The following is a 22070-nucleotide window of genomic DNA, read 5'->3' as shown; positions in this document are numbered from 1 at the left end:
TTAACATGTAATAGCGCCAAGGAATTACCCGATGTTAAACCTGATACTGTTGATTTTGCTAATTGTGTTTGTGGTAGCGTATTGGCAATGGGACCATGTCCGCCTCAAGCGCTGGCAGCGACAATACCATGATGCCGGACTCAGCCAGGAGCAGCAGATTTTTTTGCAGCGGGCTATGCCCATTTATAACGCCATGACCGATGCCGATAGAGCCAAGCTTGAGCGTCATATCTGTTGGTTTTTGGGCGAAAAGCGTTTTCTCGGTCGCGATGGTTTAGAGGTTAATGAGGCGATGAAACTGGTGGTGGCCGCCGATGCCTGCCTGTTGGTGCTCAATAAACCTTGGCCTTTGTACCCTAATGTTAAAGAAATCTTGCTCTATCCCAGTGCTTATTACGCCAATGTCACCCAGCGTGATGTCGCCGGTTTGGTGAGCTATCATCAAGTGGTGCGTGAGGGCGAGTCGTGGCCCGGTGGCACCTTGGTGCTCAGCTGGCACGATGTGCTCGAGGGCAATCGCCTCCCGGAAGATGGCCATAACTTGGTGTTTCACGAATTTGCACACCAGTTAGATCAGGTAACAGGCAGCACCAATGGTACGCCGCAGCTAGCAAATAAGGCCGCGTATCAACGCTGGGGCGAGGTGTTCTCGCGCGCTTTTACCAAGTTAAAAAGCCATGTTGCTTACAATATGCCCCATGTAATGCACAGCTACGGGGCCACCAATGAGGCTGAGTTTTTTGCTGTGGCCACCGAAACTTTTATCGAAAAACCCATGGCGATGCGGCAGTTTGATGCTGAGCTATTTCATATCCTCAAAGATTATTACCAATTCGACCCCAGTGACTGGCAAAGGCACTAAAAGTGTAAGCGTTCCAAGGCAACTTATTACTTAAATGGTCAGAAAAAAATATCAAGCTTAACTCTAGGTAGCTAATGTTGTTTTTTGTTAACATCCGCATCGAAGTGACAAAGGTGTTAGTTAACTAGCTATCACTACAGGGTTACTTCTAGGGATGGAATTTGTCGTTGGGATGCGATTAGCCTTTCTATGGCAGTGACTCTGCGCTCTCCCGACAGCTGTTATGCCAGCAGTTAAAAGATGCGGGTATACGCTGAAGATTTGTTCTCTCCCGGCAATGCTAATAATTAAATAAAGGGAAATAACATGATGAAAAAAACACTGCTAGCACTGGTTTTAGCCGGTACTTCATTCGCTTCTCAGGCTACTTGGCAAGCGGGTGTAGGCTATGTAAATCTTTCTGACAGTGAAGGTGGTGACAGCATCAGCCTTAACGCTTTGGTTGGTTCTTTAGGCTACAAATTTAAAACAGGTGACAACTTTTACCTTGTACCTGAGTTACGTTTGGGTACAGGTGTTGGTGATGACGAGTTATACGGAGCTAAAATTGAAGTAGAGAGCTTTACGGCTCTATCACTTCGTGGTCAATATGACCTTGAGAGCGGCCTGTATATCTACGGCGCTCCTTCATACGCTAACCTAGAGGTTAAAGCATCGGCTTACGGCGAGTCTGCCTCTGAAGACGAATGGGAATTTGGCTTAGGTGGCGGAGTTGGTTATAACTTCAGCAACGCTATGCTAGCTGAGCTGTCATACGAACAGTTTGATGGTGTGGATGTGGTTAGCCTTGCTGTGAAGTTTGACTTCTAAGTCACGCTAATCATGCTAACAGCGGCAGGCCAGAGGGCCTGCGCTGTTGGCTTGCTATCTTTTACTTTAGCCTCAAGTTGGTCAACGACATTGCCATAGCTTGCAATCTTGCTCACATAACAACGATACTCGCAGACTTGCTATTCCATCCCCCATTTTTGCTTATTAAACCCATGTTACTTCCACTTTTATACGGTTTTTGTTTTAGTAGGTAATGATAATAAATAAATAGAATAAGAGACCCACAAATGAAGACTCCACTATACAGTGCTTTAGCACTGGCGGTTTCGCTGGCTTTACCGGTCAGCGCCGAGCAAGAAGAAAAACAACACTGGCAAGTAGATAAGCCTCAGGGTGAATTTGTTGATGCCAATATCAACGTCACTCAAGGTACCTGGATGAATGTCGATGTCAGCCCCGACGGCCAGACCTTAGTATTTGATTTGCTTGGTGATATTTACACCATGCCGATAAGCGGTGGAGAGGCGACACAGTTGACCTCAGATATTGGCTGGCAAATGCAGCCTCGCTTTAGCCCAGATGGCAAGCATATTGCGTTCACCTCAGATCAAGGCGGCGGTGACAATATCTGGATTATGAACATCGATGGCTCGGAACAAACGCAGGTGACCAAGGAGTCATTTCGCTTGCTTAATAGCCCAGCATGGAGCCCCGATGGCGACTTTATTGTTGCCCGTAAGCACTTTACTGCAAGCCGTTCATTGGGTGCCGGGGAAGTATGGATGTATCACAAAGCCGGTGGCTCGGGCGTGCAGCTAACAGAGCGACCCAATGATCAGAAAGACTTAGGCGAACCGGCATTCTCACCGGATGGCCGCTATGTGTACTTCTCACAGGACGCCACCCCAGGTAAAACCTTCCACTACTCCAAAGACTCGGTACAGGGCATCTACAAAATTAAGCGCTATGACCGGGAAACAGGTGATATAGAAACCATTTTAAGTGGCCCCGGTGGTGCAATCCGGCCCACGCCTTCTCCCGATGGCAAAACGTTGGCCTACATTAAGCGTGATGATTTTCAAAGCACCCTGTATTTATACGATTTAGAGTCGGGCAAAGAAACCAAGCTGTACGATAAGCTTGAGCGTGATATGCAAGAGACTTGGGCAATTCACGGGGTGTATCCTAGCATGGCTTGGACGCCTGACAACGAGTCATTGGTGTTTTGGGCCGGGGGTAAAATTCACAAGCTTGATGTGCAAAGTGGCGAGAGTTCAGAAATCGCTTTTGCAGTAAACACCAGTAAATCTATCCAAAGAGCGGTGCGTGTAACCCAACAGTTAGACTCCTCAGAATTTGACGTAAAAATGCTGCGCAATGTGCAGGTATCACCCGATGGTGAAACCGCCATTTTTGAAGCCATGGGTCATATTTACAAGCGCGACCTTGAATCAGGTAAAGTGCAGCGCCTAACACGCCAAGACGATCATTTTGAATTCTTCCCGACCTTCTCTCGCGATGGTAAAAAGATTGCCTACGTCACCTGGGATGACAAAAAACAGGGCAGTGTTCGCGTGGTCTCGGCGCGCTCAGGTCGCGGTGATACGCTGACCACTCAGCCGGGTAAATATGTCGAGCCGGCGTTCAGCCCCGACGGAGAAACCGTGGTATTTAGAAAATCTTCGGGAAGCAGTTTACTTGCCCCGCAGTGGTCGTTGAAAGCAGGCATCTACGCAGTGGATAGCGATGGTGATGAGCAGCCAGAGCTTATTACTGAGCATGGCTATCAGCCACAGTTTGGCAAAGCCAATGACCGTATCTATGTGATGAGCCCGTGGCCAAAACCGACCTTGAGTGTGGTTGAGCTGGAAAGTAAAAAAATCCGCAAACTGTATGAATCTGAGCATGCCACTGAGTTTCGTATTTCACCAAACGGGGAATACTTGGCGTTTGCTGAGCGTTTTAAAGTGTTCGTGACGCCTTTTGTTGAACGTGGCAAAACCATTAATATCGGCCCTAAAGACAGCCAGTTCCCAATAGAGCAGTTATCTGTGCGTGCTGGTGAAAATATCAGTTGGAGTAGTGCAAGTGATAGGCTTTACTGGAGTTTAGGGCCCGAGCTTTATCATGCCTCACTGGCGGGTATTTTTAATATTCAAAGCGATGAGAACGCCGACTTTAAAGTAGACAGTGGCGATAATATTGGTTTTAAACAAACCATGGCAGAGCCACAGGGCATGATAGCGCTGGTGGGAGCAAAAGTGATCACTATGCAGGGCGATAAAGTCATTGATAATGGCGTGGTGCTGACCGATGGTAAGCACATCAAAGCGGTTGGCAGTCAAGACCAGGTAGAGATTCCACAAAATGCTGAAGTGATTGATGTCAGCGGTAAAACCATTATGCCGGGGATCATCGATGCGCACGCGCATGGCGCTCAAGGCAGTGACGAAATTATTCCTGAGCAAAACTGGAAAAACCTAGCCGGTTTATCCCTGGGAGTCACCACGATTCACGACCCCAGCAACGATACCACGGAAATTTTCGCTGCCAGTGAGATGCAAAAGGCCGGTAAAATCGTTGCACCACGTATTTTCTCCACAGGGACCATTCTATACGGAGCAAACATGCCGGGGTATACCTCCCATGTTGACTCCCTTGATGATGCGAAATTCCATCTTCAGCGCCTGCAGAAAGTCGGTGCGTTTAGTGTGAAGTCGTACAACCAACCGCGTCGCGATCAGCGCCAACAAGTGATTGCCGCCGGTCGAGAGCTTGGTATGATGGTTGTCCCTGAAGGGGGTTCTCTGTTGCAGCATAATCTGACCATGGTGGTTGATGGCCACACCACGATTGAGCACTCCATTCCGGTTGCTAATATTTATGATGATATTCGCCAGTTATGGTCGCAAAGTGATGTTGCCTACACCCCTACGTTGGGCGTGGCTTATGGCGGTATCTGGGGGGAGAACTACTGGTACGATAAAACCGATGTGTGGAATCATCCACGATTAAGTAAATTTGTGCCCAAGAATCAGTTGCTCCCGAGAGCGATGCGCCGTACCAAGGCGCCCGATCATCACTACAATCACTTTAACAATGCGCGGGTTGCAGCACAGTTGCAAGACCAAGGGGTGCTGGTGAATGTTGGCGCGCATGGTCAACGTGAAGGCTTGGCGGCACACTGGGAAATGTGGATGTTTGCGCAAGGCGGTATGAGTCCGTTAGAGGTGATCCGCACAGCCACCATAGATCCGGCGAAAACCTTAGGTCTAGAAAATAACCTGGGCTCGCTAGAGGCAGGCAAGTTAGCGGATCTCATCGTCATTGATGGCGACATTCTAAGTGATATTCGTCAGAGCGATAAGGTACGTTACACCATGATCAATGGACGTTTGTTTGATGCTGCAACCATGAACGAAGTCGGCGAGCCGGCACGCGCTCCGCTGCACTTCGAATAAGCCCTGTCGCAGCAATGCTACTTGAGCCCGTCATCGACGGGCTTTTTTGTGGGTATCGCGTCGCTGCAGATAAGCAAACAGTGCTGTGGGCTACAAAGTGACTGGAGAGTTGTCTCTGTATTAACTACACTGCAAACAGAACCCACAGGGAAGGACAAGCCAAGATGAAACGCTTCACTATCACAGCTATCTTGCTGCTCATTGGTGGCTGCGCGCAACAGCCCCGCTCAGATGATGTTAATGTACTCACCAAGGCGTGTGTTGGTAGCACTGCACTGCCAGCGCAGTGGCAAGGCCAGTTTCGCGCGGTCGACAACCCCGAACTGCTGCAATCGGCGCTGGGTGAGCCACAACAAGGAAAGCTCTGTCAAGGTCAGGTGTATGAAAGCACACAGCCTGCGACAGTGATTTTGTATCGCGCGTATAACAGCACTAACCCAAATAGCCGCTTCGGGAGCTGGTGGGCTTGGGCAAAACCCAGTGGCACGGTCAGCGAATACCGCGCCAACTATGAAATTTGCTACCAATGGTCGCCGCTAGATAAGTTAGTACGCTGTGAGCTTAAACCCGGCGTACAAGTGGTGGTGGGCAATGGCCAAAGTGCACAATGCTCTGAGTATTTACGCTATGACGTATCGGCGGTGCAGCAAGTTTTCATAGCCGATGCCGATGACGCTGTGCACAATTGCAGTGATTTCAATGCTGTAATGCAGTGGCAGCCGATACAAAGGTAAGCGGTCATAATAAAGGAAAAAGGATAACATCAGCCTAGAGTATAGGTCTTGGGTGTTATCCTTTTGCTAACAAAAGACATGTATTATTTATTTAAAATGAGAGTTTATTTTTAAATTAACAATACTGGATCCTTTAATTATTTAACCCACAATACAACCCAAGTAATAGCTATTATAAATGGGTCGAAGTTGAGATTTTTTGGTGCTGTTATGATGCAAAGCCTCTTTCAATATCACGGAATGTCCACTGTCCTTTAGCGTCGGCAATATCAATAAGCTCACAGGCTTTTTTGTTCCATGCGGCGAGACAAGCAATGTAGTTGGTTAGTTGATAGTAGGCGCGATCTGGGGCATCAGGGCGAATTCGTGATACCGAGTAAGCAGAGTAAGTCGCACCGCTGCCAAGCCAAGTGACGATGGATGAAGCAACGCCTCCACCTGGCACAACCAAGCCTGCGGTGGTGGTCACTAGACCCAAAATAGTCGCCGCTTTTTCAACACCGTGTCCTGCTTTGGTAATGTCGTCACTGAGAATAGGGTGTAATAACGCGAGCAGGTTAGTGGCTTGCGGTTGGTGGCTCGCTACGGCAACATCGTCGGAGGTTTTTGGAGCATTGCCAGGTGCTGAGCTGCCGCCGCGCATAGCTGGCAATAAGGTGTTAAAAGCTTTCTGACTGTTATTACTGGCGGAGAAGGTCACTGATTGCGTACTTAAGCCTCCGGCTTTTACGCGCTTTTGATCTTTAGGTGTAATAGTGGATTTGTAGGTGCGTTGCAAACGACGATAAACAGCAGCGCTGCACTGTGTCATCTGTATCGCTAATGCGGCTTGGTCTTTAAATTCACGGCCTATGGCACGTTCGGCCAGCTTAGTTAACTGGGTTTTTTTCTTTTGCACCAGTTGTCCCACGATAATATCCATAAAATATATCCTTATAAAAATATAAACCGCGATGAATATTATCATGAGTTTATGAGGGTGGATATTTAAATTGTTAGCTATTTTATTCTCGTTTTATTAAGTTGGTCTTGTCTCTATATTTGACCGTTGCGTTGCGACAGCCTAAGTAAGTCGGGGTCATTGCGTATCGAGTTTCATACAACAGTACCTGAGGAGTATCACCAGTGCGCTCAGTTTGCTGGCGATACATGCTTAGTTCACGTTTTGACTATTACACTGAGCGTTTAGTAGCAAGGAGAGAGCAGTATGTTCAGAAGTGTCATTGCCGTGGTGTTATTAGTTGTTTTATCAGGCTGCGCCAATCACTTGCCTGCTGAAAAAGGAGCTGTGCAGCAGGGTCTCGCGTCTTATTATCATGATAAGTACCATGGGCGCACTACCGCTAGCGGCGAGCGTTTTGAGCAAACAGCTCTGAGTGCAGCCCACCGGAACCTTCCTTTCGGTAGCAAAGTAAAAGTCACCAATATCAATAATGGGCGCTCAGTTGTAGTACGGATAAATGACAGAGGCCCGTTTGTTTCAGGGCGCATCATAGACTTGAGCCGTCGCGCATTTAAGCACATCAGCAATTTGTCTGCCGGCGTGATTGCCGTAGAGGTAGAAGTGCTCAGTGAGCCCTAAGCGGTTGTAAACTCACTATAACCCTGTACATCAACCTCCTTGTGGTTGAGCTGCTCAACGTGAGCCGTTTGCGGGCCCTGCTCTAACCAAGTAAGTAGGGAAGTTAATGCTGCCTTATCCCCCTCTGCGTGGACTTCAACGCGACCATCATCAAGATTTTTGGCGTAACCAGCAATATTGAGAGCCTGTGCTTGGCGGGCAGTGTTAGCACGGAAATACACGCCCTGAACTTTGCCACTTACCCAAGCTCGAAATGCGTATGTCATCATCTCTCCTCAAAAAAGGCGGCTACGCCGCCTAACGAATCATTAATGAACTTTCTTAAGGTAGTCTAGAATTTGTCCCTCATTAGCGCCAATCACATCTTTAGCGAGGGTTTTATCTATCAGTTCGGTGGTGTGTTTATTGAGCTCACCGCGTAGCTTGCCTAAAAAGCCCGACTCAGCAATCAGTTCGATACGATACACTTTGTCGTTTTTACGTTTGTCGTCAAGCCACTTGGCAATATCTGCGGCAAAGCGTTGCGCTTCTATATCAACCGCATCTTTTCGACTCATGGCATCGACACCTTGCACTTGCTTTGCCGGGGCGCTTTGACGGCCCGCACGGTCAGTATAAATATCTTGCTCGTCTGAGCGTGCGAAGGGGTTTGACCAATGGGCTTGCAGCTCCAGCTCGGTGGAATGATTACGTAAGGCAAAAATTTGTGCTTCACTGTGGTTGGCAACCACCACATAAGAACGACCAATCATATCAATCTCCTTTTTTGCGAGCCAAAAACTTGGCCCTTACTATAGAGCTTGGAATGGATGGGGAGTTTTTCAACCCTAAGAAGTAAAGATTGTTGTTTTTCTCCGGCTGTGTTCAACTTAAACTGATTTATGAATAACTTAGCCCTTTAATGAGATGTGGGTGCCGATACATGGCATACACTTAGGAGAGAGAATGACAGGGAAACGAGGTACAGGGAGTTGGCTTTTTGGGGCCGCGCTCATCATAGCCATGCCGGTTGCGGCAGAGCCAAGCTTCAGTGAGCAGTTAGTCAGTGCCGCTAACGAGCGGACTCAAGCGGACGTGACCTATGATGGTCGCTATATTGCTATTGATTACCCTGGGGGGGATGTTCCTGCTGGGATTGGTGTATGTACGGATGTAGTGATACGCAGTTATCGAGCCTTAGGCATCGATCTGCAGCAGTTGGTGCATGAGGATATGGAGCATAACTTTGATGCCTATCCATCCCAGAGAATTTGGGGGTTAACTCGCCCGGACAGCAATATTGACCATCGTCGCGTGCCAAATTTACGTGCTTTTTTTACTCGTCACGGACAGAGTCTGAGAGTGAGTGATGACGGTAACAATTATAAACCCGGTGATATTGTTTCATGGATGCTACCAGGAAACTTGCCGCATATTGGTATTGTCAGCGAGCAACGCAATGAGCTGGGACAGCCTTTAATTATTCATAATATTGGCGCTGGCCCGCAAGTGACAGATATTCTTTTTCAGTATCCTATTACCGGTCATTATCGCTATGGCGGTGGCGGCCTTGCTGAATAACGAGCACAAAAAAAGCCGCTTTTAAGCGGCTTTTCTTTATTATTGAAAGCTTACACTACGCCGCGAGGTAGGCGACAGTCGTGATCTTTCTCTGCCAGTTGCTTAATCCAAAGCTCTTCTGCGGTGTAACCTTCTTCATTAGGTTTAGCCACAGTGAATGCTGCTTTCTTCTCAGCTGGTTTTGCCTTAGGAGCGGCTTTCTTAGTCGTTGTTTTCTTGCTCGCTTTGGCCGGTGCTTTGGTCTCTGCTTTGGCGACTTCTTCTGTTTTACCAGAAGTGAGTTCTTCAGTTAGCGCAGCTACATCGGCAAGGCGCATGTTCTTTCCGCCGTCAATGCTATACCAGCCAGGCTTAGTGGTGATTTCTGGCTTTTTGCCATGGGCTGCTTCATAGGCAGCTTCAAAAGCAGCTAACACTTCTGTTTTGTCTAGTTTACTCATCAAAAGGTCCTAGTCGTTAACGCAGGTTAATTTTATTACAAGTTTATAGTTATACCCATTTGCGCTGAGTTTTTCAATTTTTTGTGCCTAAACACCGAATTTTCTTTATTTTTACCGGTGTTCACGGGACAATTTGGGAATATTTGTGGTTAACAGGGGGTAATATGCACCGTAAAGAGCTCGCACAGATCCTTGAACAAACATTAATGGCACAGCCAATCAAAGATTTTTGCCCCAATGGGCTGCAGGTTGAAGGGCGTGCGCACATCAATAAGGTGGTCACGGGTGTGACTGCGAGTCAGGCACTGGTTGATAAAGCCGTGGCCCTCGAAGCTGATGCATTAATTGTTCATCATGGCTATTTTTGGAAGGGTGAATCACAAGCCATTATCGGCATGAAAAAGCGCCGCATTGAGGCGCTGCTCAGCGCCGGTATCAATCTGTTTGCGTATCATTTGCCTTTGGATATCCACCCCCAACTAGGCAACAATGCGCAGCTAGCACAGTTGTTGGATATTGAAATTCAAGGGCCCATGGAAAGTGGTCCAAGTAGTGTGCCGGTGTGGGGGCGTTTGCGCACGCCGCTGTCTGGGCAGGCTTTTGCTGATAAAATTGCCAATGTCTTATCCCGAACGCCGCTGGCTTCAGTGGTACGCGATGAGGTAATTGAAACTGTTGGTTTGTGCACCGGCGGCGGGCAAGGCTATATAGATTTGGCTGCGAGTTTGGGGCTGGATGCGTATTTAACCGGAGAAGCTTCGGAGCAAACTATTCACAGCTCCCGAGAGCAAGGAGTGGATTTCTTCGCAGCCGGGCACCATGCCACTGAGCGCTATGGCGCCAAAGCCCTAGGTGAATTTTTAGCGCGTGAGCATCATCTGGATGTCACCTTTATCGATATTGATAATCCAGTATAGCCACGGTTATTGCTGCGCCAGCATGTTGTGCAACAATTGCTGCAAGAGATAGCGGCGGTCGGTGGCGCTGTAGCGTGCCTGCAGATATAAAAACATGGTTTGGGTGTCTGTGTGCTCTCCTAATGTTTGCCAGATACTATCAAGATAGTGAGTTGTTAAGGTCTCGGGAATGGGCAGCGGCTGCTTAGCAAACCCCAAGGCAAGCAGCTGCGCGAGTTTATCGTTGGCCTCACTAAAGTGTTGCTCAATGCGTTGCAGCTCCTCATTGAGTTGCTGCTCTGCTTTACTCAAGGTGGCGGCAACGAAAGCCCGTTTGCCTTTACGTTTACTGCGGCTATGGCTTTGTACGGATGGATCTTGATAGCCATCGTCGCAGGCTTCAATCAGCCCGCGCAATGAACTCAGTGTACTGACCAAAGGGCTGCGCAAAGGTGCTAGCTTGACTTCCGTGTTTTTCAGCCATTGCGCAGCATCAATAACATAGCTGGACTCCTGCGCCAGGTATTTGTCACTGAGTGCGGGTAACAACATTAATTGTGTGATAATGGTTTCTTTGAGAACGGATTGCATGGCCGTTACTCCGGCATCAGTTTGTTCTTGGTCTGGCCGTTCTCAAGGCCTGTGGCCCATTCTAAGCCTTCTTCACGAATGGTAATGTTAAGACGAATGCTGTTTTGAGGTGTGGCGGTTTCTTTTACTTCGGAGCTGACCACGCTGGTTTTTATCGCAGGCGGAGTGGAACGCGATTTTAAGGCGATAGCGGAGACATTGTGACGCACCTGCTTATTCACCGCACTGAGACGCTCAAATGGTACTTCTTTATCGGAGCCGCTTTTTTTCAGGGCTTTTTGAAAGGCTTCGTCAACGGCTCTGACCATACTCTCTTTGCTGATCCGCACATCTCCGTTACGTTGGCGCTCTGTTACTTTATCCAATGCGGCACGGGCTTCTCTGTCGAAATTGTGTTGAAAGCTTTTCGTACGACTGAGAATATCTTCGTCATCGAGTGCTTGGTTAAAGTGGCTCATCAAGGCTTTGTGAACATTGGCGGGGCTGTCTAATTCGGCATTTTTAGCCGGTATGTGCTGATTAATGGTCAGTGGCATATCTATGGTCAGCTCAGGGACGCGCACCCGAGGTAGACTCATGCCCTCAAGTAAGGGGTGGTCTTTATAATATTCGGCTACGGCAGCTGTTTCTTCGTCTGCAAGGCGGCGTGCGTGCACTAAGCTTATCATCAGCGATCCTAGCACCTCACTTAATTCACTCATGACGTTTCCCTCTTGGTGAGTTGGATAAGGGGGCGCAGCCTAAGGCTTTGCCCCCTATGTTAGTTAATGTGGCGTTATGCCGCCGATTCCACTTCAGTAATAGAGTTCTCTAAAATGCCTAACAGTTTCTCCGTTCCCGCTGGAAGCTCGTCTTGAACGGCACGAACATTAACAGACAGGCTGTAGGTACGCTCAATTTTCGATGAGCTTGAGCTCGACTTCTTGTACGAGTAGCTGGCGCTGAGTTTAGCTGATACTGGCCCCCAGCCTGCTTTCACCGAGAGCTTACTATTGAGCTCATGAGAGGAGGAAGTACTGGACTCCTGCACTGAGTTTATCTTTGCGTTAAAAGCAATAGTGGTCTCTTCAACGCGAATAAATGGAATAGGTAACATGGTTAAGATGGGTACGGTAAGGTCGAATTTCTTCGGCTCTGTGCCGGTCACATTACCATCTCCATCTCGGGTTTCTACGGCCTTCATATAACTGAAGGTGATCATGGTGGGTTCATTGCTGTCAGCGTCAAAGCCGACAGATTTTATAAAATCTACCGAGGTCTGAGCCGATTGCGCTTGAGCGCGTACCACAGCATCAAGGGGGCCGCCAATCATAGATTTAAAATCAATACTCGATAGTTCGTCGCCAATAGCCATACAAATTCTCCTTTTTTTACGGCGCGGTTGAGGCTCGAGTTACACTGCCTACTCGAGATAGGTGTGTATAAAAAACACACAAGATTTATAGTGTATAAAAGGCAAGAGTGACAGTTGGTTTGTTAACTTTATTTTTACCTTTGTCCCTGTTAATTTCTAAGTTGTTCTTTTTAAGGGACTAAAGTGAAGGAGCAGTTGAAATGGTCAGAGCAGTGCGTCTGTGTGCAATGGGGCCAATTGATCAATCAGCCCCAGCTTTTGCTATTTACGCGTGTTATTTTGTTTACAGGTATTCAAGAAGTGGCGATAGACAGGGTTATCTTTCATTTCTTTTTTCATGGCCAAGTACATGGGGCGATTAAGACCTAGTGCACCAAGGGGAATAGATTTTATTAACCCTTGCGCTTCATAGGGGGTAACAAGCCAATCAGGTAGCGCAGCAACACCCATGCCGGCGCTCACTAATTGGAAAATAAGCAAGCCTTGATCCACGCTTTTCAAGGTGCCATCAAAACGCGCATTTTGGATAAAGTGTTTGAAAATATCTTGGCGCTCGCGAGGAATAGGGTAGGAGATAATGGTTTCGTCTTTTAAATCCAGCGCCGTGACATAGGCTTTATTAGCCAGCTCATGGTCGGGGGCAACGATCAGCTTGAGCTTAAAATCGAATAAATGCACGTACTCTAGGCGCTCTGGGTCACGTATATCCGAGGTTAATACCAGATCTAAATCGCCCTCAAGCAGCTCAGGGATAGCGTCGTAACTAAAACCACGTTCGTAGTCCACATGAATGTCGGGCCAAAAGTTATTAAATTCTTTAATTGTCGGTAATAACCAGTGAAAACAGGCGTGGCACTCGACGCTCAAGCGTAATTGCGAAATTGGCTGATTTAAGCTCTCTTTCAAACGGCATTTCGCCGCTTCAACTTTTGGTAGTACATCATGTGCAAGTTCTAATAGCAGCATGCCTTGTGGAGTAAATCGCACCGGATGGGTTTTCCGCTCAAACAATTGGCAGTCGAGTTTGTTTTCTAAGTCTTTGATTTGATGAGAAAGTGCAGATTGAGTTAAAAACAGCTCACGTGCGGTATTCACTAAAGAGCCGGTCTCTTTCAAGGTGGAAATAGTCTTGAGGTGTTTTATATCTATCATCTTTAGTAAATCTCATAAAAATTGTGAGCGGTGCTCAACGTGAATACAGTTTACTGCATCGTAATAGACATTTCAAAGTCTAGACGTCCATAATTGATGTATAAAATGTAAACGTAAAGCTAACCATAGATAAATTCCACTATAGCAATAAAAATGACAGCGGTGTCATCTAATTTGGCATTTACTTATAATTTTTAGCTATGAATAAAATTCACATTAATGCTGAGAAAGCTGCGGTTGCACAGTGAGGGAGAGGAATCTAATGTTTAGCCATCTATATAGCTAAAAGGAGTTTTGTTATGGCATTAATACATAATCTTGGTTTCCCTCGAATCGGCAAGCAGCGGGCGCTTAAATTTGCCCTTGAGGCATACTGGGCAGGCACCATCGATCAGTCCACATTGCGAGCAAAAGGGGCTGAGATACGCAAGCAAAATTGGGCTTTGCAAGCACAGGCCGGTGTTGAGTTGCTCCCCGTTGGTGATTTTGCATGGTATGACCATGTGCTCGCTACCACAGTGATGGTCGGAGCCGTGCCAGCGCGTCATCACAGCGCAGATAGTAACCCCCTCGATACCTTATTTCGTATTGCTCGTGGGCGAGCGCCCTCAGGGTGTGCCTGTGCCGCCAGTGAAATGACCAAATGGTTCGATACCAACTATCATTATATTGTGCCCGAGCTCAGCGCCGAGCAGCGCTTTTCGCTGACTGATTCAGAGTTATTTACCCATGTCAGTGAAGCACAGCAACTAGGGCATACACCAAAGCCCGTGCTTATCGGCCCGGTGACCTATTTATACTTAGCCAAATGCGCCGATGAACCTTTTGACAAACTTGCGCTATTACCTCAGTTACTTGAGGTGTATCAGCAGATATTGGACAAACTTGCAGCGCAACAGGTTCAGTGGGTGCAAATTGATGAGCCCATTCTCGCCCTAGAATTGGATAGTGCATATCGCCAAGCCTTGAAAGACAGTTTTACGAGTTTATCTGGCCACGGGGTGAAGCTGCTATTGGCCACTTACTTTGATGATGTCAGCCATCATCTTGATGATATTCAAGATTACGCCATCGACGGAGTACATTTTGATTGGCTGGCGAGCACGGTGGATATACAGGCTTTAGATAAGGCCGTAGGCAATGAGCGATTGTTGTCCTTAGGGGTTGTTAATGGACGTAACGTTTGGCGTGCGGATTTATCCTCGTTGCATGCACAATTACATCCTATTGCTGAGCAGCGGGGCGAGATGTTGTGGATAGCCCCTTCATGTTCATTGCTTCACACTCCGGTAGATTTAGAGCAGGAGCAGCAGCTCGACAGTGAACTAAAAAGCTGGTTGGCTTTTGCAACACAAAAGTGTCAAGAGCTGCAACTGTTACGTCATGCACTGCATAGCAGCGACACCACTGCTATTGATGGCTACAGTGCTGCGGTTAAGGCTCGGCAGAGCTCAACGCGAGTGAATAACAAGAGGGTGCAACAAAGCGTTGCGGCGCTCAGTGCGCAAGACGCACAGCGACAAAGTGCGTTTTCTAAGCGGGCGAAAACCCAGCGTCAAGCCTTGCAACTGCCACTATTACCGACCACCACTATCGGCTCTTTTCCGCAGACCCAAGCTATTCGCAAAGCGCGGCGGGATTTTAAAAATGGTACTTTAGACTCCCAGGCGTATCACACGCAAATGGAAGCTGAAATTCGCTACGTCATTGAAGAGCAACAAGCGCTTGGGTTGGACGTGCTGGTGCATGGCGAAGCTGAGCGTAACGATATGGTCGAGTATTTTGGTGAACAGCTCGAGGGCGTATCCTTTACTCACTTTGGCTGGGTGCAAAGCTACGGCTCGCGCTGTGTGAAGCCACCGATCATTTGGGGTGATGTGGCCCGTTCGCAACCAATGACTGTGCATTGGAGCCGCTATGCGCAGTCACTTACACAAAAACCGGTGAAGGGCATGTTAACTGGGCCAGTGACGATTCTATCTTGGTCTTTTGTCCGTGATGACTTAGACAACCCGACTATCGCCAAACAAATCGCGGTAGCGCTGCGTGACGAGGTTGTGGATTTGCAAAATGCGGGCATTGGCATTATTCAAATAGATGAGCCTGCTTTTCGTGAGCGCATGCCGTTAAAAACAAGTCATTGGCAAGATTACTTGGATTGGGCGACTTATGCATTTCGCGTTGCTGCCAGCGGTGCCGAGGATAAAACTCAGATTCATACCCACATGTGTTACAGCGAATTCAATGATATTATTGGCGCTATTGCTGATATGGATGCCGATGTCATCACCATTGAAACGTCCCGTTCTCATATGGAGTTACTGAACGCCTTTGAACACTTTTATTACCCCAATGAAATAGGGCCGGGTGTGTATGATATTCACACTCCTAATGTGCCCGATGTTACGTCGATAAAGACCTTAATTCACAAAGCTGCACAGAAAATACCTGTTGAGCGATTATGGGTTAACCCTGACTGCGGTTTGAAAACGCGGCAATGGCAAGAAACCCGAGCCGCGCTTTATAACATGGTAGAGGCCGCAAAGGAGTTACGACAAGAGCTGAACTAAATTAAGGTCACTGTGGCGGGGTAGGCCCAGGCCCCCCCGCTCAGCCTAGGTATTACCCCGCAGATTGCTTTACTTTCCCTTGTATCCCCCCTAAGATCACACAAATTTTTCAGTGGATAAGAGCAATGACAAGTACCCCGCAACGTATTACCCTCACTCGTCCTGACGATTGGCACATTCACCTACGCGATGGTGAACAGCTAAAAGATACCGTGCGTGATGCGAGCCGCTATATTGGCCGCGCGATTATTATGCCTAACTTAGTGCCACCTGCGACCTGTACCGAGACGGCATTAGCCTATCGTGAACGGATCATGGCGGCAGGTCCTAGCGCGCAATTTGAACCATTAATGGTACTTTATCTCACTGATAACACCACGCCTGAAGAAATTCGCAAAGCCAAAGCCAGCGGTAAAATTGTCGCGGCTAAGTTGTATCCTGCTGGCGCGACCACCAACTCGGCTTCAGGGGTGACGGATGTTGAAAACATCTATCCTGTGCTTGAGGCAATGCAAGAAGTCGGCATGCTGCTTTTGGTTCATGGTGAGGTGACCGACTCCAGCATCGATATTTTTGACCGTGAAAAAGTGTTTATCGAAACCAAACTGAAAAAAGTGGTCTCTGATTTCCCTGAGTTGAAAGTGGTGCTCGAGCACATTACTACCCGCGATGCCGTGGAGTTTGTGCGCTCAGCATCAACCAATGTGGCAGCTACGATCACGGCTCATCACCTACTATATAACCGTAATCATATGTTGGCTGGTGGAATTCGTCCGCATTACTACTGTTTACCGATTCTTAAGCGTAATACCCATCAACAAGCCTTGATTGAAGCGGCTACCAGTGGCAGCGCGAAATTCTTTATGGGCACCGATTCGGCACCGCATTTAAAAGATAAAAAAGAAGCATCCTGTGGCTGCGCCGGCGCCTATACCGCTCATGCTTCATTAGAGCTATATGCAGAAGCGTTTGAGCAAGCCGATGCGATGGAAAAACTAGAAGGCTTTGCCAGTCATTTTGGTCCTGACTTTTACGGCCTTGCGCGTAACAGCGATACTATTACGTTGGTACGTGAACCCTGGCAAGTGCCCGAAAGTTACCCACTTGCCGATGACAAAGTGATCCCTATCTGCGCCGGTGAAACACTTAACTGGCAGGTTAAGGACTAAGAGTTTAGAGCCCGGTTTGATACCGGGCTTTTTATTGGCTACCCGGTCATGCAATGTCAGCTGCGCTGTTACTTTGATCTGCGTCAATAGCCGCTTCGCTGAGACGGCTCTGCGGACAATTGTCCTTATGAATTATGGTGGCTTTGACTAAGCTCTGGCGCTAAAATTAAGCATGTTTTTCGTGCTTAGCGCTACAACGAACAGGTGAAATTTACCATGCACTTACCTACAGTGGACTATCAGTCGCCCAACGCTCCAGCTGAATTTGTCGAGTCTCTTCGCAATACCGGCTTTGGGGTATTGACGAACCATCCGATCCCGCAGTCTTTAGTGGAATCAATTTATGAAAATTGGCAGGCTTTTTTCAACTCTGAGCAAAAGCACGAGTTTTTATATGATAAGACTACACAAGACGGATACTTTCCACCGGAAGTAAGTGAAGTAGCCAAAGGCTTCAATGTTAAAGACATTAAAGAGTATTACCACGTTTACCCTAAAGGTCGCGTCCCGGCACAACTAGAAGAGCAAATTCGTGAGTATTACCGACTTGCTAATGAGTTTGCTAGCGAGCTATTGAGCTGGGTGCAGGCGCACGCACCAGAAGAAGTACAAAAACGTTTCTCCATTGATCTTAAAGACATGATCAAGGACTCTGAGCAAACTTTACTGCGTATACTTCATTATCCGCCAATGACCGGTGACGAAGAGCCGGGTGCTATTCGCGCGGCGGCGCATGGCGATATTAACCTATTAACGGTTTTACCTGCAGCGAACGAGCCTGGCTTACAGGTGCAAACTAAAGAGGGTGGTTGGTTAGATGTGCCAAGTGACTTCGGTAATCTGATCATCAACATTGGTGATATGCTGCAAGAAGCATCAGGTGATTACTTCCCGTCGACCATTCACCGCGTTATTAACCCGACGGGGAAAGCGTCAACGAAATCACGTATTTCACTGCCACTGTTTTTGCATCCGCGCCCGGATGTGGTGCTCTCCGAGCGCTATACAGCAGATAGCTACTTACAAGAGCGCTTACGAGAGCTTGGTGTAAAGTAATTAGAAAAAGCCCGCATTAGCGGGCTTTTTCATTATAGGGTGTTTAACAAAGCGCGGGTCGCGAGGCCGATGGCCAATGTTAAGGTGACACTTAATAAGGTGCCCAGCATCACGTATTCGGTCAGGTGCTTTTCTTTGCTATTGGTCAAATCGCCAAAGCGAAACACCGATTTAGCCGCTAACACAAAACCGACACCAGCGAGTTCATCAATCAGTACAAAGGTGAGCATCAGCACGCGCTCAAGCACGCCAATACTATGACCCGCCTGTGGCAGCTGTTGCTCATTATGGCTACAAGGTAGCTGCCAGCGTTCCAATAACATGCGAATAGCCACGGAGCAGGGGTTTAAAACCAAGGCATAGGCAAGCAGCGTAACCCATAATGATTGTGTACTCAGCCCCTGACTCGCCCATTGAGTGAGGGTATCTGCATCACTGAGCCACAGGCACAGCGAAATGATCACCATTATGTGTGCGAACTGATCAACCACAAAGGGTATAATACCGCCTCGAGTATAGGACTTTCCTACATCAATGAGCCAATGGCTGAGCATAATACTCAACGTAGCCAGCAACACGCCCGGCCACTCACCCAAGCCGTAAATGTGCTCCCACGCAATAAGCACGGTGGCCGATAGCACGCCGTGAACTAACACATGCAGTGCTAATTTGCTTGATTTATAGTGGTAAGTGTTGCGATTGTGCACCCAGTGCATTGGTTGCAAATAAAAATCGGCAATAAAGTGCGCTAATAATAGCGCCAATAGAAGTGCTATTTGCTCATCCATAAGCATGTTCCTTTGCGGCTACGGCTATAAATTCATCAACGAGGTGGTAGTTGCCAGCGTTAAGTAGCTTGGTGGCGTTTTCTCTTGAAGTTTCAAGCTCTTTGGCTATGGTTGCATGGTCATTATTACGTAACCAATGGTACAAATACAAGGCTTGTGCTTGTTTGGCACTGGTGTGACTGATCAGGTTATCTATAAAGCGAATATTCAATACAAAACTTGGGCTCATGTCTATTTGGTATAGACTAAGGCGAAGACGCATATTTTTTATATTATCTAAGCCCGTCCCCGAGAGGAGTAGCGCTGGACCGGTGGCGGTTTTTATGTCTTTGCGGTAGTTATCTATCGGGCCCCATGCCTCACTAATGCGTGCGTCCAGAGCTCGGGCACGTAAAAACAACCGCAGCATAATGCTGGCTAGCAAAGGGGTGGGGCTTTGGCTAAGAATACACTGGAAGGCATCACCGCGATAAATGCTAAAGTCGCCATCGAAGCGTTCACAGATAGCGCGTAGCCCTTGCTCTAGGCTATATAATGCATTGTCATAGTCGTCACTGCTTAGCTTACGAGAGTCGACGAGATCACCGCTTAACACAGTGTAATAAGAAGGTGTTTGGGGCATAAAGGAACTCTCAATGGTTACATTCGGTTAAGTAACTAATTAAAGTTACATGTACTTAGGTAACTCAATATAGTTACATAAACCCGTTGATGCAAGGAAACACACGCAAGTTGAGCGGTAAGGCAGATGACAGGAATTATTTATTCTATTACTCCCGATTGATGGAACTAATGAATTCATATATGCTGATGTCTTAGCTATCCTGCTAGAATTAAGAAAAGACCAATAAAAACAAAGTAGTAACCTAGTGAATAGAATTAATTAGGGAAAATTTAAAAAAATTAATGACAACGCTGTCATTAATTGTGTAACATAATTTCAACATGGGTTGAGGAAGAGCATACGCGCTACAAAAACGATAAAGCGTATTTGCGAATACATTAACAAGGTTAGAGGTCGTACAATGATGGCGAAGAGTGCGAGTCAAGAGCAATTATTTATAGGCATAGATGGTGGGGGAACCAAATGCCGGGCGACCATTTACTCCGCCCAACGGGGAGTACTGGGTACCGGTTTGGGCGGCCCTGCAAATCCATTACATGGTCTTGAACGCACTTTAGAGTCGATTATGGTGTCTACTCAGCAAGCGATGCGTGATGCAGGCCTACGCCTAGAGAGCGTGCATCAGTTAGTGGCTGGTTTAGGCTTGGCAGGGGTTAACTTACCCAGTCTATTTGAGAAAATCAGTGAATGGGAACACCCATTTCAAAAAATGTATTTGACCACCGACCTACATACTGCCTGTATCGGCGCACATGAAGGCGGTGACGGGGCAGTGATTATTACCGGTACTGGCTCTTGTGGCTTTGCCTGTGTTAAAGGTCATAGTGTGAATTATGGCGGCCATGGATTTGCTCAAGGCGACAAAGGCAGCGGTGCATGGCTGGGTCTTGAAGCACTCAAGGCGGTGTTATTAGATTTGGACGGATTAGGTCCGCAAACTCGCCTGAGTGAAATGTTTAAATTGCATTTTAATGCCAGCTCAGCAATGGGAGTTGCAGAGCAAATGGCGGGTCAACCCTCAAGCAGCTACGCCAAACTCGCGCGTATGGTCATAGAGGCGGCTCATGATGGTGATATGGTCGCGCTCACCATAGTCAAAGACGGTGCGCGCTACATCAGTAATTTGGCTAAACGATTATTAGAAATTAACCCTCCACGTTTATCTATGATTGGCGGCTTGTCTGAACCCATGCAAAAATGGTTAGATCCTGATATAGCTAAACGTGTTGAAGTGCCTCGTCAGCCACCCGAGATGGGCGCTGTTTATTTTGCCCAAAATGCGCTGTTAGAAGAAGAACAAAAGGTCGCAATTAAATGAGTCAAAGTTTCCATGCTGAACGCCTATTTGACGGGCAGCGTTTTCATAACGATGTTTATTTTCAAAGTGTTAACGGTAAAGTGCAATTTATTGATGCACCCACCAGCGACCCTGTCACCGAACTTTCTGGGCTCGTAGTCCCCGGCTTTATTGATGTACAAGTAAACGGTGGTGGCGGCGCATTTTTTAATGCTGAACAAAGTGTTGACTGCTTAGCGCAAATAGCGAGAGCACATGGTCAATTTGGCTCAACGGCCAATATGCCGACCTTAATCACAGACGACATCGCGATTATGCGTCGTGCCGCTGACGCAGTGGCTGAAGCGGTGGCAAAAAATACACCAGGTATTTTAGGTGTTCATTTTGAAGGTCCACATCTCAGTTTGCCAAAAAAAGGCACGCACAGCGAGCAGTTTATTCGTCCCATTAGCGATGAAGAGTTTGCGATTTACGAGCGCGATGACCTTGGTATTAAAATGGTTACCTTGGCGCCAGAAAATGTTAGCGCAGCGGATATTAAGCGTTTAGTCGCCATGGATGTAAAGGTCTCATTGGGCCACACCAATGCCGACTATGAAACCACGATGTCAGCGCTAGACGCTGGCGCTGATGGCTTCACCCACCTATTTAATGCTATGTCTGCCTTTACCTCACGTGAACCTGGGGTTGTCGGTGCAGCGTTGTGGCATGACAGTAGTTGGTGCGGGTTAATTGTCGACGGTCATCACTTGCACCCGGATTCGGCGAAGTTGGCAATTCGTACCAAGCAGCGCGGCAAGATAATGCTTGTAACAGATGCAATGCCTCCAGTGGGCACCGATGCCGAAGAGTTTGATTTTTTCGATGGCCGCAAAGTCTATCGCACCGGCGACCGGTTGAATTCCAGTACGGGCGAATTAGCTGGCAGTGTGTTGGATATGGCCAGTGCTGTGCGCAACACCGTAAATACATTGGATATCAGCTTAGCCGAGAGCCTGCGTATGGCATCGCTCTATCCGGCGCAATACTTGGGCTTAGCACAGTGCAAAGGTCGCCTCCTAAATGGTTTCGATGCTGATTTTGTGGCGCTGGATGAGCACCAACATGTGCAGGCCACCTACATAGGCGGCATACGCCTTAGCCGCTAAGCACAGTGAACCCC

At 47.7% G+C, this 22070-nt stretch carries 22 protein-coding genes; 12 read left to right on the top strand and 10 right to left on the bottom strand.

The window, feature by feature from the left end; translation table 11 throughout:
- Positions 1-31 precede the first annotated feature (31 nt).
- The 4 genes from MHM89_RS14805 to MHM89_RS14790 all read left to right on the top strand — a co-directional run bounded on the left by MHM89_RS14805 (position 32) and on the right by MHM89_RS14790 (position 5828).
- On the top strand, positions 32-862 hold the full coding sequence (locus tag MHM89_RS14805) for a M90 family metallopeptidase (protein ID WP_239409116.1): 831 nt from the start codon (positions 32-34) through the stop codon (positions 860-862).
- Between the two features lie 306 nt (positions 863-1168).
- Positions 1169-1672 (top strand): outer membrane beta-barrel protein, encoded by a 504-nt coding sequence (locus MHM89_RS14800; RefSeq protein WP_239409115.1) that lies wholly within the window; start codon positions 1169-1171, stop codon positions 1670-1672.
- A gap of 248 nt (positions 1673-1920) precedes the next feature.
- Complete coding sequence (locus MHM89_RS14795) at positions 1921-5094, top strand: amidohydrolase family protein (protein ID WP_239409114.1); 3174 nt, start codon at positions 1921-1923, stop codon at positions 5092-5094.
- Positions 5095-5258: 164 nt separating this feature from the next.
- Complete coding sequence (locus tag MHM89_RS14790; protein ID WP_152440548.1) at positions 5259-5828, top strand: hypothetical protein; 570 nt, start codon at positions 5259-5261, stop codon at positions 5826-5828.
- A gap of 208 nt (positions 5829-6036) precedes the next feature.
- Here MHM89_RS14790 and MHM89_RS14785 read toward each other — a convergent pair whose 3' ends face one another.
- Entirely contained in the window at positions 6037-6750 is a 714-nt protein-coding gene (locus tag MHM89_RS14785; protein WP_239409113.1) for a hypothetical protein, read from the bottom strand.
- Positions 6751-7035: 285 nt separating this feature from the next.
- Here MHM89_RS14785 and MHM89_RS14780 point away from each other — a divergent pair, with 285 nt between their 5' ends.
- Positions 7036-7410 carry a septal ring lytic transglycosylase RlpA family protein gene (locus MHM89_RS14780; protein WP_053911573.1) on the top strand — a complete coding sequence of 125 codons (375 nt, stop codon included), beginning with the start codon at positions 7036-7038 and terminating at the stop codon, positions 7408-7410.
- Here the strand turns inward: MHM89_RS14780 and MHM89_RS14775 are convergent.
- Together MHM89_RS14775 and MHM89_RS14770 are read right to left on the bottom strand one after the other, a co-directional pair.
- Complete coding sequence (locus MHM89_RS14775; RefSeq protein ID WP_022945873.1) at positions 7407-7676, bottom strand: acylphosphatase; 270 nt, start codon at positions 7674-7676, stop codon at positions 7407-7409. The genes MHM89_RS14780 and MHM89_RS14775 overlap by 4 nt on opposite strands.
- 42 nt (positions 7677-7718) lie before the next feature.
- Positions 7719-8162, bottom strand: a complete 444-nt coding sequence (locus MHM89_RS14770; protein ID WP_152440550.1) for a host attachment family protein — start codon at positions 8160-8162, stop codon at positions 7719-7721.
- A 250-nt stretch (positions 8163-8412) separates the two neighbouring features.
- Between MHM89_RS14770 and MHM89_RS14765 the strand changes: the two genes are divergently transcribed.
- Positions 8413-8970 carry a DUF1287 domain-containing protein gene (locus MHM89_RS14765; RefSeq protein WP_239409252.1) on the top strand — a complete coding sequence of 186 codons (558 nt, stop codon included), beginning with the start codon at positions 8413-8415 and terminating at the stop codon, positions 8968-8970.
- A 50-nt stretch (positions 8971-9020) separates the two neighbouring features.
- Here MHM89_RS14765 and MHM89_RS14760 read toward each other — a convergent pair whose 3' ends face one another.
- Positions 9021-9410 carry a hypothetical protein gene (locus MHM89_RS14760; RefSeq protein WP_022945876.1) on the bottom strand — a complete coding sequence of 130 codons (390 nt, stop codon included), beginning with the start codon at positions 9408-9410 and terminating at the stop codon, positions 9021-9023.
- 164 nt (positions 9411-9574) lie between these two features.
- Between MHM89_RS14760 and MHM89_RS14755 the strand changes: the two genes are divergently transcribed.
- Complete coding sequence (locus MHM89_RS14755) at positions 9575-10327, top strand: Nif3-like dinuclear metal center hexameric protein (RefSeq protein ID WP_239409112.1); 753 nt, start codon at positions 9575-9577, stop codon at positions 10325-10327.
- Positions 10328-10333: 6 nt separating this feature from the next.
- Here MHM89_RS14755 and MHM89_RS14750 read toward each other — a convergent pair whose 3' ends face one another.
- From MHM89_RS14750 to MHM89_RS14735, 4 genes are all read right to left on the bottom strand, one after another.
- Complete coding sequence (locus MHM89_RS14750; RefSeq protein WP_239409111.1) at positions 10334-10897, bottom strand: hypothetical protein; 564 nt, start codon at positions 10895-10897, stop codon at positions 10334-10336.
- A 5-nt stretch (positions 10898-10902) separates the two neighbouring features.
- Positions 10903-11598 (bottom strand): hypothetical protein, encoded by a 696-nt coding sequence (locus MHM89_RS14745; RefSeq protein WP_022945879.1) that lies wholly within the window; start codon positions 11596-11598, stop codon positions 10903-10905.
- Between the two features lie 74 nt (positions 11599-11672).
- The gene (locus MHM89_RS14740) at positions 11673-12251 is read right to left on the bottom strand and encodes a DUF2589 domain-containing protein (RefSeq protein WP_022945880.1); all 579 of its coding nucleotides are present in this window, start codon (positions 12249-12251) and stop codon (positions 11673-11675) included.
- A 261-nt stretch (positions 12252-12512) separates the two neighbouring features.
- A complete protein-coding gene (locus tag MHM89_RS14735) occupies positions 12513-13403 on the bottom strand; it encodes a LysR family transcriptional regulator (protein WP_045978077.1) in 891 nt (296 codons plus the stop codon).
- Between the two features lie 299 nt (positions 13404-13702).
- On the opposite strand from MHM89_RS14735, the gene metE reads away from it, so the two are divergent.
- The 3 genes from metE (at position 13703) to MHM89_RS14720 (ending at position 18198) form a co-directional block, all read left to right on the top strand.
- Positions 13703-15973 (top strand): 5-methyltetrahydropteroyltriglutamate--homocysteine S-methyltransferase, encoded by a 2271-nt coding sequence (metE, locus tag MHM89_RS14730; protein WP_239409110.1) that lies wholly within the window; start codon positions 13703-13705, stop codon positions 15971-15973.
- A 125-nt stretch (positions 15974-16098) separates the two neighbouring features.
- On the top strand, positions 16099-17142 hold the full coding sequence (pyrC, locus tag MHM89_RS14725) for a dihydroorotase (protein ID WP_235419641.1): 1044 nt from the start codon (positions 16099-16101) through the stop codon (positions 17140-17142).
- A gap of 216 nt (positions 17143-17358) precedes the next feature.
- Complete coding sequence (locus MHM89_RS14720; protein ID WP_045978074.1) at positions 17359-18198, top strand: 2OG-Fe(II) oxygenase family protein; 840 nt, start codon at positions 17359-17361, stop codon at positions 18196-18198.
- Between the two features lie 32 nt (positions 18199-18230).
- Here MHM89_RS14720 and MHM89_RS14715 read toward each other — a convergent pair whose 3' ends face one another.
- Positions 18231-18986, bottom strand: coding sequence for a DUF3307 domain-containing protein (locus MHM89_RS14715; protein ID WP_239409109.1), 756 nt, complete (start codon positions 18984-18986; stop codon positions 18231-18233).
- The gene (locus tag MHM89_RS14710; protein WP_239409108.1) at positions 18979-19608 is read right to left on the bottom strand and encodes a hypothetical protein; all 630 of its coding nucleotides are present in this window, start codon (positions 19606-19608) and stop codon (positions 18979-18981) included. The genes MHM89_RS14715 and MHM89_RS14710 overlap by 8 nt, the downstream gene beginning before the upstream one ends.
- 403 nt (positions 19609-20011) lie before the next feature.
- Between MHM89_RS14710 and MHM89_RS14705 the strand changes: the two genes are divergently transcribed.
- Together MHM89_RS14705 and nagA are read left to right on the top strand one after the other, a co-directional pair.
- Positions 20012-20929, top strand: coding sequence for a BadF/BadG/BcrA/BcrD ATPase family protein (locus MHM89_RS14705; protein WP_045978071.1), 918 nt, complete (start codon positions 20012-20014; stop codon positions 20927-20929).
- Complete coding sequence (gene nagA / locus MHM89_RS14700) at positions 20926-22056, top strand: N-acetylglucosamine-6-phosphate deacetylase (protein ID WP_239409107.1); 1131 nt, start codon at positions 20926-20928, stop codon at positions 22054-22056. Before MHM89_RS14705 ends, nagA begins: the two co-directional genes overlap by 4 nt.
- Positions 22057-22070 lie beyond the last annotated feature (14 nt).

Source organism: Pseudoalteromonas sp. CNC9-20 (assembly GCF_022347875.1).
GTDB lineage: Bacteria > Pseudomonadota > Gammaproteobacteria > Enterobacterales > Alteromonadaceae > Pseudoalteromonas > Pseudoalteromonas ruthenica.
This window is presented reverse-complemented; position numbering and strand designations above follow the sequence as displayed.

What these genes read in the sequence shown, in the direction of transcription:
- MHM89_RS14775 (WP_022945873.1), bottom strand. Translation starts at nt 7,676, where the DNA reads ATGACATACGCATTTCGAGCTTGGGTAAGTGGCAAAGTTCAGGGCGTG.
- MHM89_RS14760 (WP_022945876.1), bottom strand. Translation starts at nt 9,410, where the DNA reads ATGAGTAAACTAGACAAAACAGAAGTGTTAGCTGCTTTTGAAGCTGCC.
- MHM89_RS14745 (WP_022945879.1), bottom strand. Translation starts at nt 11,598, where the DNA reads ATGAGTGAATTAAGTGAGGTGCTAGGATCGCTGATGATAAGCTTAGTG.
- MHM89_RS14805 (WP_239409116.1), top strand. Translation starts at nt 32, where the DNA reads ATGTTAAACCTGATACTGTTGATTTTGCTAATTGTGTTTGTGGTAGCG.
- MHM89_RS14755 (WP_239409112.1), top strand. Translation starts at nt 9,575, where the DNA reads ATGCACCGTAAAGAGCTCGCACAGATCCTTGAACAAACATTAATGGCA.
- MHM89_RS14785 (WP_239409113.1), bottom strand. Translation starts at nt 6,750, where the DNA reads ATGGATATTATCGTGGGACAACTGGTGCAAAAGAAAAAAACCCAGTTA.
- MHM89_RS14765 (WP_239409252.1), top strand. Translation starts at nt 8,413, where the DNA reads ATGCCGGTTGCGGCAGAGCCAAGCTTCAGTGAGCAGTTAGTCAGTGCC.
- MHM89_RS14750 (WP_239409111.1), bottom strand. Translation starts at nt 10,897, where the DNA reads ATGCAATCCGTTCTCAAAGAAACCATTATCACACAATTAATGTTGTTA.
- metE (WP_239409110.1), top strand. Translation starts at nt 13,703, where the DNA reads ATGGCATTAATACATAATCTTGGTTTCCCTCGAATCGGCAAGCAGCGG.
- MHM89_RS14780 (WP_053911573.1), top strand. Translation starts at nt 7,036, where the DNA reads ATGTTCAGAAGTGTCATTGCCGTGGTGTTATTAGTTGTTTTATCAGGC.
- MHM89_RS14800 (WP_239409115.1), top strand. Translation starts at nt 1,169, where the DNA reads ATGATGAAAAAAACACTGCTAGCACTGGTTTTAGCCGGTACTTCATTC.
- MHM89_RS14790 (WP_152440548.1), top strand. Translation starts at nt 5,259, where the DNA reads ATGAAACGCTTCACTATCACAGCTATCTTGCTGCTCATTGGTGGCTGC.
- nagA (WP_239409107.1), top strand. Translation starts at nt 20,926, where the DNA reads ATGAGTCAAAGTTTCCATGCTGAACGCCTATTTGACGGGCAGCGTTTT.
- MHM89_RS14740 (WP_022945880.1), bottom strand. Translation starts at nt 12,251, where the DNA reads ATGGCTATTGGCGACGAACTATCGAGTATTGATTTTAAATCTATGATT.
- MHM89_RS14735 (WP_045978077.1), bottom strand. Translation starts at nt 13,403, where the DNA reads ATGATAGATATAAAACACCTCAAGACTATTTCCACCTTGAAAGAGACC.
- MHM89_RS14710 (WP_239409108.1), bottom strand. Translation starts at nt 19,608, where the DNA reads ATGCCCCAAACACCTTCTTATTACACTGTGTTAAGCGGTGATCTCGTC.
- pyrC (WP_235419641.1), top strand. Translation starts at nt 16,099, where the DNA reads ATGACAAGTACCCCGCAACGTATTACCCTCACTCGTCCTGACGATTGG.
- MHM89_RS14770 (WP_152440550.1), bottom strand. Translation starts at nt 8,162, where the DNA reads ATGATTGGTCGTTCTTATGTGGTGGTTGCCAACCACAGTGAAGCACAA.
- MHM89_RS14715 (WP_239409109.1), bottom strand. Translation starts at nt 18,986, where the DNA reads ATGGATGAGCAAATAGCACTTCTATTGGCGCTATTATTAGCGCACTTT.
- MHM89_RS14720 (WP_045978074.1), top strand. Translation starts at nt 17,359, where the DNA reads ATGCACTTACCTACAGTGGACTATCAGTCGCCCAACGCTCCAGCTGAA.
- MHM89_RS14795 (WP_239409114.1), top strand. Translation starts at nt 1,921, where the DNA reads ATGAAGACTCCACTATACAGTGCTTTAGCACTGGCGGTTTCGCTGGCT.
- MHM89_RS14705 (WP_045978071.1), top strand. Translation starts at nt 20,012, where the DNA reads ATGATGGCGAAGAGTGCGAGTCAAGAGCAATTATTTATAGGCATAGAT.